The organism is Collinsella sp. AM42-18AC, from assembly GCF_003467965.1.
In the GTDB taxonomy this organism is placed as follows: Bacteria; Actinomycetota; Coriobacteriia; order Coriobacteriales; family Coriobacteriaceae; genus Collinsella.
On sequence record NZ_QSFY01000015.1, the window covers coordinates 20,439 to 35,779 of the forward strand.

General features: G+C 60.8%; 13 protein-coding genes and 3 tRNA genes. 11 read left to right on the forward strand and 5 right to left on the reverse strand.

The features are described 5' to 3' along the window. Position 1 precedes the first annotated feature (1 nt). Positions 2–433, reverse strand: a complete 432-nt coding sequence (locus DW913_RS08530; protein WP_099431873.1) for an Rrf2 family transcriptional regulator — start codon at positions 431–433, stop codon at positions 2–4. Between the two features lie 224 nt (positions 434–657). Between DW913_RS08530 and sufC the strand changes: the two genes are divergently transcribed. From sufC to sufU, 5 genes are read left to right on the forward strand one after another with little or no spacing between them, the layout of a single operon-like run. After that, positions 658–1,458, forward strand: a complete 801-nt coding sequence (gene sufC / locus DW913_RS08535; RefSeq protein ID WP_117798234.1) for a Fe-S cluster assembly ATPase SufC — start codon at positions 658–660, stop codon at positions 1,456–1,458. 12 nt (positions 1,459–1,470) lie between these two features. Continuing rightward, positions 1,471–2,883, forward strand: a complete 1,413-nt coding sequence (gene sufB / locus DW913_RS08540) for a Fe-S cluster assembly protein SufB (RefSeq protein ID WP_022094821.1) — start codon at positions 1,471–1,473, stop codon at positions 2,881–2,883. After that, positions 2,883–4,154: a SufD family Fe-S cluster assembly protein gene (locus tag DW913_RS08545; RefSeq protein WP_117798235.1), complete on the forward strand. Its 1,272-nt coding sequence runs from the start codon at positions 2,883–2,885 to the stop codon at positions 4,152–4,154. Before sufB ends, DW913_RS08545 begins: the two co-directional genes overlap by 1 nt. Next, positions 4,151–5,476: an aminotransferase class V-fold PLP-dependent enzyme gene (locus DW913_RS08550; protein WP_199411429.1), complete on the forward strand. Its 1,326-nt coding sequence runs from the start codon at positions 4,151–4,153 to the stop codon at positions 5,474–5,476. The genes DW913_RS08545 and DW913_RS08550 overlap by 4 nt, the downstream gene beginning before the upstream one ends. After that, positions 5,469–5,903, forward strand: a complete 435-nt coding sequence (sufU, locus tag DW913_RS08555; protein WP_117758331.1) for a Fe-S cluster assembly sulfur transfer protein SufU — start codon at positions 5,469–5,471, stop codon at positions 5,901–5,903. The genes DW913_RS08550 and sufU overlap by 8 nt, the downstream gene beginning before the upstream one ends. Positions 5,904–6,561: 658 nt before the next feature. Here sufU and DW913_RS08560 read toward each other — a convergent pair. After that, entirely contained in the window at positions 6,562–7,374 is an 813-nt protein-coding gene (locus DW913_RS08560) for a transposase (protein WP_117798236.1), read from the reverse strand. A gap of 403 nt (positions 7,375–7,777) precedes the next feature. Here DW913_RS08560 and DW913_RS08565 point away from each other — a divergent pair, with 403 nt between their 5' ends. The 4 genes from DW913_RS08565 to dinD all read left to right on the forward strand — a co-directional run bounded on the left by DW913_RS08565 (position 7,778) and on the right by dinD (position 12,340). After that, positions 7,778–8,512 (forward strand): iron-sulfur cluster assembly scaffold protein, encoded by a 735-nt coding sequence (locus DW913_RS08565; RefSeq protein ID WP_006235554.1) that lies wholly within the window; start codon positions 7,778–7,780, stop codon positions 8,510–8,512. A gap of 18 nt (positions 8,513–8,530) precedes the next feature. Then, the gene (locus tag DW913_RS08570; protein ID WP_117640944.1) at positions 8,531–9,535 is read left to right on the forward strand and encodes a GGGtGRT protein; all 1,005 of its coding nucleotides are present in this window, start codon (positions 8,531–8,533) and stop codon (positions 9,533–9,535) included. Between the two features lie 256 nt (positions 9,536–9,791). Further along, positions 9,792–11,318 carry an FAD-dependent oxidoreductase gene (locus tag DW913_RS08575; protein WP_117798237.1) on the forward strand — a complete coding sequence of 509 codons (1,527 nt, stop codon included), beginning with the start codon at positions 9,792–9,794 and terminating at the stop codon, positions 11,316–11,318. A 161-nt stretch (positions 11,319–11,479) separates the two neighbouring features. Continuing rightward, positions 11,480–12,340, forward strand: a complete 861-nt coding sequence (gene dinD, locus DW913_RS08580) for a DNA damage-inducible protein D (protein ID WP_117798238.1) — start codon at positions 11,480–11,482, stop codon at positions 12,338–12,340. 261 nt (positions 12,341–12,601) lie between these two features. On the opposite strand, the gene DW913_RS08585 is transcribed toward dinD, so the two are convergent. From DW913_RS08585 to DW913_RS08595, 3 genes are all read right to left on the reverse strand, one after another. Beyond that, positions 12,602–12,677 (reverse strand) — tRNA-Lys (locus DW913_RS08585). Positions 12,678–12,720: 43 nt separating this feature from the next. Further along, a tRNA-Lys gene (locus DW913_RS08590) sits at positions 12,721–12,796 on the reverse strand. Positions 12,797–12,818: 22 nt separating this feature from the next. After that, positions 12,819–12,895, reverse strand: a tRNA-His gene (locus DW913_RS08595). A 166-nt stretch (positions 12,896–13,061) separates the two neighbouring features. Here DW913_RS08595 and DW913_RS08600 point away from each other — a divergent pair. Beyond that, positions 13,062–14,243, forward strand: a complete 1,182-nt coding sequence (locus DW913_RS08600; RefSeq protein WP_055252293.1) for a pyridoxal phosphate-dependent aminotransferase — start codon at positions 13,062–13,064, stop codon at positions 14,241–14,243. A 136-nt stretch (positions 14,244–14,379) separates the two neighbouring features. Next, the gene (locus DW913_RS08605; protein ID WP_055252294.1) at positions 14,380–15,270 is read left to right on the forward strand and encodes an ROK family protein; all 891 of its coding nucleotides are present in this window, start codon (positions 14,380–14,382) and stop codon (positions 15,268–15,270) included. The last annotated feature ends 71 nt before the right edge of the window (positions 15,271–15,341 follow it).

The following is a 15,341-nucleotide window of genomic DNA, read 5'->3' on the forward strand; positions in this document are numbered from 1 at the left end:
CCTACAGCTTAATGTCGAAGTTGATCTCGGGGACGGCAGCAAGGTCGGCCAACGTCACGCCGTCGACGTACTTTTCGATCACGTCGTCCAGACCGCGCCAGAATTTGACGGTCGAGCAAAGATCGCTGCGGGCGCAGCTGTTGTCGATGCCATCGCACGCCACCGGAGCCGTGCTGCCTTCGACGGCGCGCAGGATGTCGCCGGCACGCACCTCGGCCGGGTCCTTGGCCATCATGTAGCCGCCGCCCTTGCCGCGCACGCTCTTAAGTAGGCCCGCCTTCATGAGCGGACGAACCAGCTGCTCCAGATACTTTTGCGAGATACGCTCGCGGTCGGCGACCTCGCGCAGAGCGATCTTGCCCTCGGCGTCGCCCAGCGCTGCGATATAGATCATCAGTCGGAGGGCATAGCGGCCCTTAGAAGAAATGAGCATACCTACCCTCCCATCGCATCTTGGACAACATAACCAGGTTTGTTTGTCCCAAATCTTAAGTAAGTGGGACAAACACAACAGGTTATTTTGTCCCACATCTAGAAAAGTCGAGTGGATTAGTCGGGTTTTCCCTTGACTAACGCCGAACCCATAGTAACTTTATTCCGAGAAGATTCCTAGGGTTTCGTACACCCATGAGTACACCATATACAGAGAGGGACAGCATGAGCACAAATCCGCTGCTTTCCATCGAAGGTCTGACCGCCTCCGTGGACGAGAAGACCATCCTCCACAACGTCAACCTTAACGTCGCCGCCGGCGAGACCCACGTGTTGATGGGACCCAACGGCGCCGGCAAGTCCACCCTTGGCCACCTGGTCATGGGCGACCCCGTCTACACGGTCAACGACGGCCGCATCGTCTTTGACGGCCAGGACATCACCGAGCTCACCACCGACAAGCGCTCGCGCGCCGGCCTGTTCCTGAGCTTCCAGGCCCCTGTCGAGATCCCCGGCGTGCCACTGTCGAGCTTTTTGCGCGCCAGTATCGCCGGCCGCCCCGGCCTGGAGATGAAGGGCAAGGAATTCCGTCGTCGCGTCAAGGAGCTCGCGGCCGAGCTTAACATGGATACCGCCTACCTCAACCGTGAGCTGGGCGTGGGCTTCTCGGGCGGCGAGAAAAAGAAGGTCGAGATGCTCCAGCTTCTGCTGCTGCAGCCCAAGCTCGCCATCTTGGACGAGACCGACTCCGGCCTGGACGTCGACGCCCTGTCCACCGTCAGCCACGGTATGGACGCCTACCGCAAGAGCTGCGACGGCTCCATGCTCATCATCACGCACAACACGCGCATCCTGGAGCACCTGGATGTCGACCGCGTCCACGTTATGGTCAAGGGCCACATCGTGCGCGAGGACGATGCCTCGCTGATCCCCTGGATCGACAAGAACGGCTTTGAGACCTTCGAGCGCGAGGCCGCCGAGCAGCGCGCCCAGGCCGAGGCCGCCGCTGCCGAGCAGCAGGCGTAAAGGGGCGACGCAATGACCAAGAACCGCACCGAGGTCGCGGACATCGACCGCAGCCTCTACGACTTCACCTACGGCGAGGAGGGATTCGAGCGCCTCGACGCCGGCATCACGCCCGACATCGTGCGCGAGATCAGCGCCAAGAAGGACGAGCCACAGTGGATGCTCGATCTGCGCTTAAAGTCCCTCGAGATCTTCAATCGTTTTCCCGACCCGACGTGGGGCCCCTCCATCGAGGGCCTGGACATGGACAACATCGTCACCTACGTCAAGCCCAACACCGACCAAAAGCACGACTGGGAGTCGGTGCCCGACGACATCAAGAACACCTTTGAGCGCCTGGGCATCCCCGAGGCCGAGCGCAGCTACCTGGCGGGCGTCGGCGCGCAGTACGACTCCGAGCTGGTCTACCACAACATGCAGGACACCGCGTCCAAGATGGGTATCGTCTATTCCGGCATCGAGGAGGCCCTGCACGACCCGCAGTGGGAGCCGCTCATCCACGAGAAGTTTATGACGCTCATCCCGCCCACCGACCACAAGTTTGCGGCCCTGCACGGCGCCGTATGGTCGGGCGGCTCGTTTGTCTACGTGCCCAAGGGCACCAAGTTGGACTTCCCGCTGCAGAGCTACTTCCGCCTTAACGCCAAGGGCGCCGGCCAGTTTGAGCACACGCTCATCATCGTCGAGGACGACGCCGACCTGCACTTCATCGAGGGTTGCTCCGCGCCCAAGTACAACGTTGCCAACCTCCACGCCGGCGCCGTCGAGCTCTTTGTGGGCAAGCGTGCGCACCTGCGCTACTCGACCATCGAGAACTGGTCCAAAAACATGTACAACCTCAACACCAAGCGTGCGCGCGTGGACGAGGATGGCGACATAGAGTGGATCAGTGGCTCCTTCGGCAGCCACGTGGGCTACCTCTACCCCATGAGTGTGCTCAACGGCCGCCGCGCCCGGTCGAGCTTTACCGGCATCACCTTTGCCGGCGCCGGGCAGAACCTCGATACCGGCTGTAAGGTCGTGCTCAACGCCCCCGAGACCTCGGCAACCGTCGAGACCAAGGGCATCTCCAAGAGCGGCGGCATTCAGACCTTCCGCAGCTCCATCGTGGCCACGCCCAAGGCCGAGGGTTCCAAGGCAACCGTGAGCTGCCAGTCGCTCATGCTCGACGACCAGAGCCGCTCCGACACCATCCCCGCCATGGACATCCGCGCCAAGAACGTCGACATCGGCCACGAGGCCACCATCGGCCGCATCGGCGACGACAAGGTGTTCTACCTGATGAGCCGCGGCATCTCGGAGGAAGAGGCCCGCACCATGATCGTCAACGGCTTTGCCAACCCGGTCTCCAAGGAGCTGCCGTTGGAGTACGCCGTCGAGATGAACAACCTGATCAAGCTCGAGATGGAAGGAGCGATCGGATAATGAAACAGGAAACCAACACCGCTGCTACCACCCTTGAGCAGGTCAACGCGATGCCGGCTGCCACTTGGGGCTGGCTGAAGATGAATCAGACCAAGCTCGAGCTCTCTGACGAGCTTGCCGCCGCTCCCGCGGAGGCCGTTGAGGTCGAAGGCTTGGGCGAGCAGTTTATTGGCGTGACAGACGCGTTCGACGCCGCCATGGACGCCATGGCCGAGCGCTTCCCCGAGCGCCGCTCCTCCGCCCCCGGTGCTGCCGCCGACCGCGCCCGCATCACGCCCGAGACCGAGCTCGACGTGCCCGCCACCTCCGTCTACCAGGCCGGCGCCATCAAGCTCGAGGAGGAGCTCTCCCCTGCTGAAGCCTTCGAAACCGGCATGGGCGAGGCTGCCTACGCCTACTTGGCCGAGCACGCTACCAAGCGCATCGACATCGATGTGCCCGCATACCAGCACGCCACGGTTACCGTGCGTGTGAGCGGTGTCGATGCCGCCGCGGCCATCGCCGCCATCGACGTCGTCGCTCGCCCGCAGGCAACGCTCGACCTGCATATTGCCCTAGACTCTCCTGTTACCGGCGAGGGTGTCGTGGGCTCCGTGCTACGCGTGTGCGCCCACGAGTACGCCACCGTCAACGTGACCTGCACGCAGACACTCGACGACAGCTGGATCGCACTCGACGACACCGGCCTGTTCCTGGACGAGGGCGCGCGCGTCAACGTGCAGCACACCGTCCTGGGTGCCGGCGCCAGCGCCACCGGCCTTGCCGGCGACCTGCTGGGCGACACCGCCAAGGTGACCATCGATACCGATTACCTGGGCGCCCGCGAGCAGGTGCGCGACTTTAACTACGAGCTGCGCCACCGCGGTCGCAAGACCGAGTGCGAGATCGACGCCAACGGCGTGCTGACCGGCACGTCCAAGAAGGTCTACCGTGGCACCATCGACCTCGTGCACGGCTGCAAGGGTGCAACCGGCACCGAACGCGAGACGGTGCTTTTGGCCAACAAGGGCGTCGACAACAAGACCGTTCCCGTCATTCTCTGTGACGAGGACGACGTCGCCGGCAACCACGGCGCCACCATCGGTCACGTCCGCGACGAGCAGCTGTTCTACCTCGCCTGCCGTGGCCTTGACCAAAACGCCGCCGAGGACCTGTTCATCCGCGCCAAGCTGGAGGACGCCGCGCTTTCCGCCACCGACGAGCGCACCCGCGCCGCCGTCGTCCGCCTAGGCAACAACCTGATCGACAACTTTGAAGAGGAGCTCGCATGATCGACACCGAGCACGTTAAATGCGATACCTGTACTGCCCCCGAGCCCATGGAGCTCGACGCCAGCGACGAGGCTTCGCGCGGCTGGCCCACCGTGGACATCGAGACCAACCCCTACAAGGGCCAGTTCCCGCTGTTCCAGCAGCACCCCGAGATCGCCTTCCTCGATAGCGCCGCCACCGCGCAGCGCCCTGCCTGTGTGCTCGACGCCGAACGCGACTTCTACCAGCGCATGAACGCCAACCCCCTGCGCGGCCTGTACTCGCTGTCCGTCGAGGCCACCGACGCCATCGCGAAGGTCCGCCAGCAGATCGCTGACCTCATCGGCGCCTCACAGGCCAACGAGGTCGTCTTCACCCGCAACACGAGCGAGTCGCTCAACCTGGTCGCTAAGAGCTTTGCGCCCACAGTGCTCGAACCGGGCGACGAGGTCGTCATCACCATTATGGAGCACCACTCCAACCTGATTCCGTGGCAGCAGGTCTGCCGCGAGACCGGCGCCAAGCTCGTCTACCTCTACCCCACCAAGACCGGCCAGCTCACCACCGAGGAGGTTCTTGCCAAGGTGGGTCCCAAGACCAAGATCCTAGCCGTGGGACAGGTCTCCAACGTGCTGGGCGTCGAGAACCCGGTCAAGAACCTCGGCAAACTCGTGCACAAGTACGGCGGCTACCTGGTCGTCGACGGCGCGCAGTCGCTGCCGCACATGCCGGTCGATGTGGCCGACCTGGGCGCCGACTTCTTTGCCTTTAGTGCGCACAAGGCCATGGGCCCCATGGGCATCGGCGTGCTGTGGGGCAAGATGGACCTGCTCAACGCCATGCCGCCCATGCTTACCGGCGGTGAGATGATCGACTCGGTTACTGAGCAGGACGCCGTCTGGGCTCCCGTCCCCGAGAAGTTCGAGGCCGGCACGCAGGACGCCGCCGGCATCTTCGCCACAGGCGCCGCCCTCGACTACCTCGTCAACACGGTGGGCTACGAAAACATCCAGGCACGCGAGCAGGCACTCGTCCACTACCTGATGGGCGAGCTCATGCAGCTCGACTTTGTCCAGATCATCGGCTCAATCTATTGGGATAACCACCACGGTGTCGTGAGCTTTAATGTCAAGGGCATCCACCCGCACGATGTCGCGAGCATCATGGACATGGACGGCGTCTGCATCCGCGCCGGTCACCACTGCGCGCAGCCGCTGCTCACCTGGCTGGGCGTCGAGAACCTTGCCTGCTGCCGCGCCAGCGTGGCCTTCTACAACGACAAGGCCGACATCGACAAGTTCATCGCCGGCCTGCATCACGTTTGGAGCACATTCAATGGGTAATCTGTACACCTCCACCACATTTATGGAGCACAACTCGCACCCCGACTATAAGTACGAGATGGATGCTCCCACGCACGAGCACGACGGCATCAACCCCAGCTGCGGAGACGAGCTCACCTTGCAGCTGCGTGTCGAGAACGGCGTGATCGAGGAGGCCTCCTTTACCGGCCACGGCTGCGCCATCAGTCAGGCCAGCGCCGACATCATGGCCGACCTCATCACCGGCGAGACGGTCGAGGAAGCGCGTCGCTTGGCAGGGCTCTTCCTCGCCATGATCCGCGGCGAACAGCTCTCCGAGGAGGACCTGGAAGATCTGGACGAGGCCGCCCAGCTCCAGGACATCTCGCACATGCCCGCCCGCGTCAAATGCGCCGAGCTCGCCTGGCGCACCCTCGACGGCATGCTCGAGGGGCAAGCAAACCAGTAGCGTATGCCCCGAATCCAAGGTTTTTGATTGCCGAGCCGCCCGATACGGGCGGCTCTGTTTTTTCTAATGAGCGCGAACGCACAAAGTCCGCGCGTCCGGCACCCCGTCTGTCATTTACCACACAGCCAGACGCGAACACGGGCGTTTTCCACAGCACCAAAGGCCTGCGGCAGGGCCACGAGCACGCCTAGCATCGTCCCATGCCCCATCCAGCTGGGCTCCGATTCGCTTCGCGCCTGCTGCAGACGGGTCCCATAGGGAGCGGCGTGCATTTTTGCGAGTATTCAGCACGCCAAGCTGTGTGTATACGCATCGAAAGCGTTAATCAACGTCTCCAGGCGCATATATAGTGCGTTTTAGAACAAGCATCGTGGTCTCAGGGGCGCAAACATGAGCTTCGGGAGCGCATCGGCAGGCATAAATAGCTTCGGGGCCCGTATGTTGCAAAATTGCGACGGTAGTGGCAGTACCGCGATGCTGAAAACTCCATTTTTTGCACGGCGCAGATGGGGGTAGGCACGGGCAAACCCGGACTGAGCCCTTATTTTATGCAAGATGGCGATTGTTCTAAGCATATTAAGAAGTGCAGTTGCCGCACCAAGCTTTTGAACGCTTGTTGCGGCGTATGGACGACCCCATCTGCGGCGCACAGGCGACCCTACATCACGTTTCCGCCAGTCCGCATCGCCGTCCGCGCGCGGGCACGCACAATACGAGAGACGGTACTTTTGCCAATCCCGGTATAGCGCTCAATCTGGCGCACCGTGAAACCGGCATCGTGCAATCCAAAAATAACGGTATCGCGCTGCGCCGGCGGTGCGGCTTTAACCCCGCGAAGCGGAACCCCGAGTTCCTTAGCCATCTTGCCGGCAAAGGCGTGGCGTTCCCACTCCGTCTCTTTCATATCGCCCAGCGCTGGCTCGCCGCCGTCGGGCGTCGAAAGTGAATAGGCAATAAAGCCCTCGGCAGAACCAAAGAGCTCAAGCACGCAAGAAGGATCAGAAAATCCCCTCGCGACATCAGCCGTGTCACCGTCGTAAGCGCGCAAATGCTCCGCAAAGCTGCTCCAGGGATAACGCTCGATTAGGCCAACGCCCGCCTCCTGTGGATCGGCGTGTACGGAGCGAATAGCCTCCATCACCTGCCAGTCGGTATCGAGCGAGCGCCGGTCAAAACGGTTCTGGAACAGATGACCTGTGCGCCCCGTGCGTTTATTGAACCGCCGCGCGTACGTCAAAAGCAGCCGGTGCATCGCCGCGCTCATCGCGTCCTCGTAATCTGCCAGCACCAGATGCACGTGATTGCCCATAAGACACCAAGCGATAACCGTGACGCCTGCCTCCCGGCAGCAGTCGCGCATCAACTCCAAAAACTCCCACCGGTCTTCATCGCCCTCAAAGATGAGCTGCTTGCCTGTACCGCGGGCACAGACATGGTAAAAGCCGGTAACCGTTCTCCAAACGCGCTGCATGGCGCTCCCTTCGCCGGGATCTGCTTGCCATCCAATACAGCACGATTGAAGCGTGCCATCAAAACATCCACGCAAAACAATAGACTCGCGCGGCCAAAGGCAGTAAATAGGCGGCGAACGGCACCGTTGCAACAGGTCAGCCCCTGCAACGCTTACAAGAGCTGACCAAAAGCTTGCCCAAGACGAACCCCCTCTACGGAAGTTCGCGACCACAGAACATAGAGTTAAACCATTTCAATTTAAACTTCCGGACTTCTCGCTACGAAAACTGAGCCGTTCGCCGAATATTCCGTGCATTTCGCGGTATTATAGGGGCTGCATGTCATGTCCCTTTCGAAGGGTCGCCCGGCAATCGCCAGCCACGACCCCCAGACGGGACGCCAACACGATAGAGAGGAGAGGCATGCAGTACTCACAGGAAGTGGAGAACATGTGCCCCGTTGCCAAGGGTGCATACCACGGCCCCGCACCCATCCCCGAGGAGGGCAAGTGGGTCCAGGCTAAGGAGATTTCCGACATCTCCGGTCTTACGCACGGTGTGGGTTGGTGCGCACCTCAGCAGGGCGCCTGCAAGCTCACGCTGAACGTCAAGGACGGCATCATCGAGGAGGCCCTCGTTGAGACCATCGGCTGCTCGGGCATGACCCACTCTGCCGCCATGGCTTCCGAGATCCTTCCCGGTAAGACCATCCTCGAGGCCCTCAACACCGACCTCGTCTGCGACGCCATCAACGTTGCTATGCGCGAGATCTTCCTGCAGATCGTTTACGGCCGCAGCCAGACCGCGTTCTCCGAGGGCGGCCTGCCCGTGGGCGCCTCCCTCGACGACCTCGGCAAGGGCCTTCGCTCTCAGGTCGGCACCATGTTCGGCACCAAGGCCAAGGGCGCTCGTTACCTCGAGCTCGCTCAGGGCTACGTCACCCGCATGGCTCTCAACGACAAGAACGAGATCATCGCTTTCGAGTTCCTGAACCTCGGCAAGTTCACCGACGCCGTCAAGGCCGGCAAGACCCCCGAGGAGGCCATCGCTGGCGCTATGGGCCACTATGGTCAGTGGGAGAACGCTGCCAAGTACATCGACCCGCGCACCGACGAGGAGACTCACTCCGTCGCCAGCGTGTTCCCGGTTCACGAGTAGAAAGGGAGGGAAATAACTATGACTGTTACGTTCGAAGGTTACGAGCGCCGCGCTGACAAGATCAACAAGTGCCTCGCCGACAACGGCATCGCCTCCCTCGAGGAAGCTCTGCAGATCTGCACCGACAAGGGCTTCAACCCGCGTGAGATCGTCAACAACACCCAGTCCATCGCCTTCCAGAACGCCGAGTGGGCCTACACCCTCGGTTGCGCTCTCGCTGTCAAGCGTGGCGCCAAGTCCGCTTCTGAGGCTGCCGCCATCATCGGCGAGGGCATCCAGGCCTTCACCGTTCCCGGCTCCGTCGCCGAGGACCGCAAGGTCGGTCTGGGCCACGGCAACTTGGGCGCTATGCTACTCTCCGACGACACCGAGTGCTTCGCCTTCCTGGCCGGCCACGAGTCCTTCGCTGCCGCTGAGGGCGCTATCGGTCTGGCTCTGAACGCCAACAAGGCTCGTAAGAAGCCGCTGCGCGTTATCCTGAACGGTCTGGGCAAGGACGCTGCTCAGATCATCGCCCGCATCAACGGCTTCACCTATGTGAAGACCCAGTTCGACTACTACACGGGCGAGCTCAAGGTCGTCGAGACCATCCCCTACTCCGATGGTCCCCGCGCTGCCGTTAACTGCTACGGCTCCGACGACGTCCGCGAGGGCGTTGCCATCATGTGGCACGAGAACGTCGACATCTCGATCACCGGTAACTCCACCAACCCCACGCGCTTCCAGCACCCCGTCGCTGGCACCTACAAGAAGGAGCGCATCGAGGCTGGCAAGAAGTACTTCTCCGTCGCTTCTGGTGGCGGCACTGGCCGTACCCTGCACCCGGACAACATGGGCGCCGGCCCTGCCTCTTACGGCATGACCGACACCATGGGCCGCATGCACTCCGACGCCCAGTTCGCCGGTTCTTCCTCCGTGCCTGCACACGTCGACATGATGGGTCTCATCGGCATGGGCAACAACCCCATGGTCGGTGCCACCGTCGCCTGCGCTGTCGCCGTCGAGGAGGCCCTCAAGGCCTAATCGCGCCCGCGCGATGCTCATACAGTTGAGCTTTGGAGCCGCTACCTTTCGAGGTAGCGGCTCTTTTTGTTTACGCTGTCGCAGGGTAGCTAATGCCGATATATCAGTTGGGGCGAAATACGAGATGAGACGAGATGGAACGTCAGAGTGTCCATGACGCCCACCTGTCATATTTGCCCTTTACCGATTTGCCGAGTCTTTGCGATACCTTTGCCGATCACCCGTGCGACAATGCGCCGGACGAGAAAGGAATCCGATGGAATCGACTGATGTACTGGTAATTGGATCTGGCATTGCGGGCCTTTGCGCCGCCATCGAAGCGGCACGCACGGGTGCAGCCGTCACTGTGGCAAGCGCCGGCAAGACCATGAGTGGATCGAGCTTCTTCCCCGGAACCTGGGGCCTGGGGCTTATCGGACCCGTTAACGAAGACGACGAACAAGACTTCATCGACACCATTCAGACCGTTGGTGGCGGCGTCGCCGACCCCGAGCTTGTCCAGACGTTTGTGCACGGCATTCCCCAGGCAATTGAATGGCTCGAGCAAGACCTGGGCGTTGAGCTCCAGCGTCCGCAAAGCGCTGAGAGCGCTCAGCAAAAGCAGTTTATTCCCTGCTTTGACCACAAGACGCGCATGTGGCGCGGCCTCACCCGCAAGCCCCTTGAGGACGCATGTATGGCCCAGATCGAGTCGCTCGGCATTCGCCTGCTCCCCCGCCATGAGCTTATCGATCTTGTTGAGAACACGAACGGCAGAATCACCGGAACCGTGCTCTACGACCTTACCGAAAATCGAATCGTGCCCTTTGCTGCCAAGGCCACGATCATCGCAGCCGGTGGCACAGGCGGCCTGTTCGAGCGCGGCCTTACGTCGGCTGATGTGCTCAGCTCCTCGCAGGCCATCGCACTGGCGCACGGCGCATCGCTTACTAATATAGAATTCATGCAGATGATGCCCGGCTTCATCGAGCCCAAGCGCAACCTGGTCTTCAACGAGAAAACCTGGCGCTACGTACATGTAGACCAGCCGGTCGATATTGCCGACGGCAAGCTAAACGATCTGCTTGAGCAGCGCTCTGGATATGGTCCTTTCACCTCGCGCTTGGCCTCCCGCGCCATCGACCTCGTCATAGATCAGGCAGGTGCAGAGGGCCTGGCGCTCCACTACGACTTCCCCCGCGAGGACATCCCCGAGTTTGTGCAGACCTTTGCCACCTGGCTGCAAGACGAGCACGGCATCGCGCCGACCGACGAGATGCGCGTGGCGATGTATGCCCACGCCGCCAACGGCGGTATCAAAATCGACAAGACCGCGTACGCAGGCGTTGAGGGCCTCTACGCCTGCGGTGAGGCAACAGGCGGCATGCACGGCGCCGACCGCATCGGCGGCTTGTCGAGTGCCAATGGCATCGTGTTCGGGCGCATTGCGGGCGCATCGGCAGCCCAAGCAGCGCTGGACGCTCCTGAGGCGGCCGCACCGATGGATATCGCCCTCCCCCAGCATGGCATAGCTACAGCAGACGCCGAGCGCCTGACCCGCTGCCTCAAACGCACAATGAGTACCTACTGCATGATCAACAGGACCGAAGCGGGTCTATCCAAGGCCCTGCAACAGCTTGAAAGCCTGCAAGACGACGCAACGGCGCTGAGCAAGCCACACGCCAATGACAGCGAAATCGCAGCCCTCGCCCGCCTGCAATCGCAGATTCAACTAGCACAGGAAATGGTCAAAGCCATGCGCAAGCGAACCGAAAGTCTCGGATCGCACTATCGAGCGAATTAAACTGGACACCTATCTAAAGCAAAACACAACTAATCGATATCTATGGGCCCCGTGAACTCGAAGTGGCACGGGGCCCATTCGTGTCCGCACGGCAGCGTATCCTAATTCTGAATACAGAGCGGGCAAAGCCCGCATAGACAATAGGCCAGCGAGGAGGAGATATGGACAGTAGAGATATCGAGAAGTGGCGTGTCAAACTTGATAGCTACGCCAATGTGGAAGACGGCGTTGAGTATTGGCTCGCACGCGATTTAATGGAACCCATGGGGTACACTCGATGGGAGAACTTTGCCGAAGTTGTTAAGAGGGCAAAAGTCTCGTGCGAAACAAACAAAACTCCAGTTGATTCCCATTTTCGTGACACCACGAAAATGGTAACTGCCGGTGTCGCCGCTCGCGCGGTTAAAGACTACAAACTTACGCGCTATGCATGCTATTTAATCGCCCAGAACGGAGATTCAAACAAGCAAGAAATCGCGCTCGCACAGGCGTACTTCGCCGTGCAGACGCGCCGCCAAGAGCTCATAGAGCAGCGCTTCGCAGAGATTCAGCGCTTGCAGGCGCGCCACTCGCTATCTGATTCAGAGAAACAGCTCTCGGGTATTGCGTTCAAACGCGGCGTGGACTCCAAAGGATTCGCGATCATCAAGTCGAAGGGCGATGAAGCGTTATTCGGCGGCAGAAGCACGGCGGAAATGAAGCAACAGCTCGGCGTATCCAAGAGCTCGGCATTGGCGGACAGGCTAGCCGATGTTCTCATCAAAGCAAAGGACCTTACGAACTCGATGACAGCCTTCAACGCCGAGGAACACGACCTGTACGGTCTGGACCAGATCAAGCAAGAGCACATCGAGAACAACACAAGCGTGCGTGGCAGCCTCATCGACCGCGGAATTGTACCCGAGAACCTACCGCCTGCCGAAGATACAAAGAAGCTCGAACGTCGCGTGAAAGCAGACGAGAAAAAGCTCAAGGAGGGTACAGACGGATTCACCGACCCCCAGGGCAGGCTCGACTTGTAAAGCGTCTGCGCCCTTACGGGTTCGACCCCATGCGAGGTCAACAAAAAAGCGACCAGCCTAAGCCAGTCGCTTTAACATACTTTGGGTGGGCCGTCAGGGGGTCAGCCTGCTGCGCAGGCGGCCGCTGCGGCGCCAAGGCGCCTTGCGCGCTGCGCTGGCAAACGCTTGCGCGTTTTCTCAGCTCCGCGCCCTTTCGGGTTCGGCCCCATGAAAGGTCAACAAAAAAGACGGCCAACTTTTGCTGACCGTCTTAACATGCTTTGGTGGGCCGTCAGGGGGTCGAACCCTGGACCTTGGGATTAAGAGTCCCCTGCTCTACCAACTGAGCTAACGACCCAAAGCTAAAGTCCGTTGTGGCGGACTTTAGAGGAGATATCGTGTGGTGGGCCGTCAGGGGGTCGAACCCTGGACCTTGGGATTAAGAGTCCCCTGCTCTACCAACTGAGCTAACGACCCGATATCAACACGAAGCAAGAACTGGGGTGGGTAAAGGGACTCGAACCCTCGACCTACGGGACCACAACCCGTCGCTCTAGCCAACTGAGCTACACCCACCGTGTCCTGTGCGCTTCGCGCTCGACTATTATTGCAAGGAACGCCACGCGATGCAAGCCCCAATTTTCAAGAATTTTGAAAAGAGTTTTTCGAGACCATTTCGAGCAATTCCCACCGGTTTCATAGGAGTAAACTTGCCCCACTGCAAATGCTCGAAAGGACAAGCATGAAAGAACTCTCCAACCGTACGGCAACGTTTACCGATTCGGTCATCCGCCGCATGACGCGCATCTCCAATAAGTATGGCGCCGTCAACCTGTCGCAGGGCTTCCCCGACTTCGATCCCCCGGCGCAGCTGCTCAACAGCCTGAGCGCCATCGCCAGCGACCCCAAGCCGCTCTATCACCAGTACTCCATCACCTGGGGCTCCCAGGCCATGCGTGAGGCGCTTGCCGCCAAGCAGGAGCACTTTATGGGCATGCCGATCAACCCCAACGAGAACATCGTGGTCACCTGCGGCTCCACCGAGGCCATGATGGCCGCCATGATGACGGTCACAAACCCCGGCGACAAGGTCGTCATCTTCTCGCCATTCTACGAGAACTACGGCGCCGACACGATCCTCTCGGGTGCCGAGCCCATCTACGTGCCGCTTAACCCACCTGCGTTCGACTTTGACCGCGAGACACTCGAGGCGGCCTTCCGCGACAACGATCCCAAGGCCATCGTCCTGTGCAACCCTTCCAACCCCTGCGGCAAGGTCTTTACGCGCGAGGAGCTCACCTTAATCGCCGACCTCTGCAAAAAGTACGACGCCTACTGCATTACCGACGAGGTATACGAGCACATCGTCTACGCGCCCCACGAGCACGTCTATATGGCCACGCTGCCCGGCATGTTCGATCGAACCATCAGCTGCAGTTCGCTGTCTAAGACGTACTCCATCACCGGCTGGCGTCTGGGCTACACCATCGCCCCGGCCCAGATCACCGAGCGCATTAAAAAGGTCCACGACTTCCTCACCGTGGGTGCTGCCGCTCCCCTGCAGGAAGCTGTCGTCACCGCCCTCAAATTCGACGACAGCTATTACCAGGAGGTCCTCGACCTCTACACCGCCAAGCGCGACCTATTCTGTCAGGGGCTCGATAGCATCGGTCTTGAGCACAACGTGCCGCAGGGCGCCTACTACGTGATGATGGATATCTCGGAGTTTGGCTATGACAGCGACCTCGACTTCTGCGAGGACCTGGCCTCCAAGGTGGGCGTGGGCGCTGTTCCCGGATCGAGCTTCTTCCGCGAGCCCGTCAACCATCTGATTCGTTTCCACTTTGCAAAGCGAGACGAGACGCTCAACGCTGCGCTTGAGAACCTCAAGTCGCTACGTGATAAAATCAACCCGCGCGGGTAAGGACGGTCAGTAACTAAAGGCACTAAAGAAACCTCGTGAACCCGTTGGGCCATGAGGTTTCTTTTTATAGCGACCTCATTTATTTTTTAGAGCGCTATACTTTAGTCACGGAGCAACTCGTCCAGAGAGGAATACTATGGCAGAGCAGCAGCTTATCGGAGCGCTCGAGGCCGGCGGCACCAAGATGGTCTGCGCCACGGGCTATGCAGACGGCACGGTCCTGGAACGCGAGCAGATTGCGACCACGACCCCGCAGGAGACCGTTGAGGCCGTCAACGCATGGTTTGCCGACAAGGACATCGCCGCGCTGGGCATCGGCGCCTTTGGCCCCACCGCAGTCAACCCTGCCTCGTCCCAATACGGCAAGATCCTGGAGACGCCCAAAACGGCATGGCGCTACTTTGACCTGCTGGGCACCATCCAAAACGAGCTCAATATTCCCTGCGGCTACGACACCGACGTCAACGTCGCCTGCCTGGGCGAGGTCACCTTTGGTTGCGCCCAGGGCCTCACTGACGTGGTGTATCTGACCATCGGTACCGGCGTGGGCGCCGGCGTGCTCTCGGGCGGTAAGCTCGTGCACGGCATGATGCATCCCGAGGCCGGTCACATCCTGGTCACGCGCGACCCGCGCGACACCATTGGCGAGCACAGCGGCTGCCCCTTCCACGACAACTGCCTCGAGGGCCTCATCGCCGGTCCCGGCGTCAAAAAGCGCTGGGGTGGCAAGAGCGCCGGAGAGATGGCCGATGACCCGGAGGCCATGGACCTGCTCGCCGGCTATCTGGCGCAGGCGCTCATGACCTACATCCTGTGCTACGCACCGCAGAAGATCGTCATCGGTGGCGGCGTGGCCGACCACACCCCCATCGTGCCGCTCGCGCGCAAGAAGTGCGCCGAGATGCTCAACGGCTACATCGTCACGCCCGAGATGGCCGACATTGATAGCTATATCGTCAACAACAGCCTCGAGGGCAAACAGGGCATTATGGGCTGCTTGGCCCTGGGCGCTCAGGCGCTTCAGTAGCAGACGCACCCACAGGGCGTGGCGCGCCCGGCAAATCCGACCTACGGAACGACGCCACCACGCCTCATATA

Bases quoted from the DNA above. Each gene is read 5' to 3' on its own strand.
- DW913_RS08545 (WP_117798235.1), top strand. From the start codon at position 2,883: ATGAAACAGGAAACCAACACCGCTGCTACCACCCTTGAGCAGGTCAAC.
- DW913_RS08530 (WP_099431873.1), bottom strand. From the start codon at position 433: ATGCTCATTTCTTCTAAGGGCCGCTATGCCCTCCGACTGATGATCTAT.
- sufB (WP_022094821.1), top strand. From the start codon at position 1,471: ATGACCAAGAACCGCACCGAGGTCGCGGACATCGACCGCAGCCTCTAC.
- DW913_RS08550 (WP_199411429.1), top strand. From the start codon at position 4,151: ATGATCGACACCGAGCACGTTAAATGCGATACCTGTACTGCCCCCGAG.
- sufC (WP_117798234.1), top strand. From the start codon at position 658: ATGAGCACAAATCCGCTGCTTTCCATCGAAGGTCTGACCGCCTCCGTG.
- DW913_RS08570 (WP_117640944.1), top strand. From the start codon at position 8,531: ATGACTGTTACGTTCGAAGGTTACGAGCGCCGCGCTGACAAGATCAAC.
- DW913_RS08565 (WP_006235554.1), top strand. From the start codon at position 7,778: ATGCAGTACTCACAGGAAGTGGAGAACATGTGCCCCGTTGCCAAGGGT.
- DW913_RS08605 (WP_055252294.1), top strand. From the start codon at position 14,380: ATGGCAGAGCAGCAGCTTATCGGAGCGCTCGAGGCCGGCGGCACCAAG.
- sufU (WP_117758331.1), top strand. From the start codon at position 5,469: ATGGGTAATCTGTACACCTCCACCACATTTATGGAGCACAACTCGCAC.
- DW913_RS08600 (WP_055252293.1), top strand. From the start codon at position 13,062: ATGAAAGAACTCTCCAACCGTACGGCAACGTTTACCGATTCGGTCATC.
- DW913_RS08575 (WP_117798237.1), top strand. From the start codon at position 9,792: ATGGAATCGACTGATGTACTGGTAATTGGATCTGGCATTGCGGGCCTT.
- dinD (WP_117798238.1), top strand. From the start codon at position 11,480: ATGGACAGTAGAGATATCGAGAAGTGGCGTGTCAAACTTGATAGCTAC.
- DW913_RS08560 (WP_117798236.1), bottom strand. From the start codon at position 7,374: ATGCAGCGCGTTTGGAGAACGGTTACCGGCTTTTACCATGTCTGTGCC.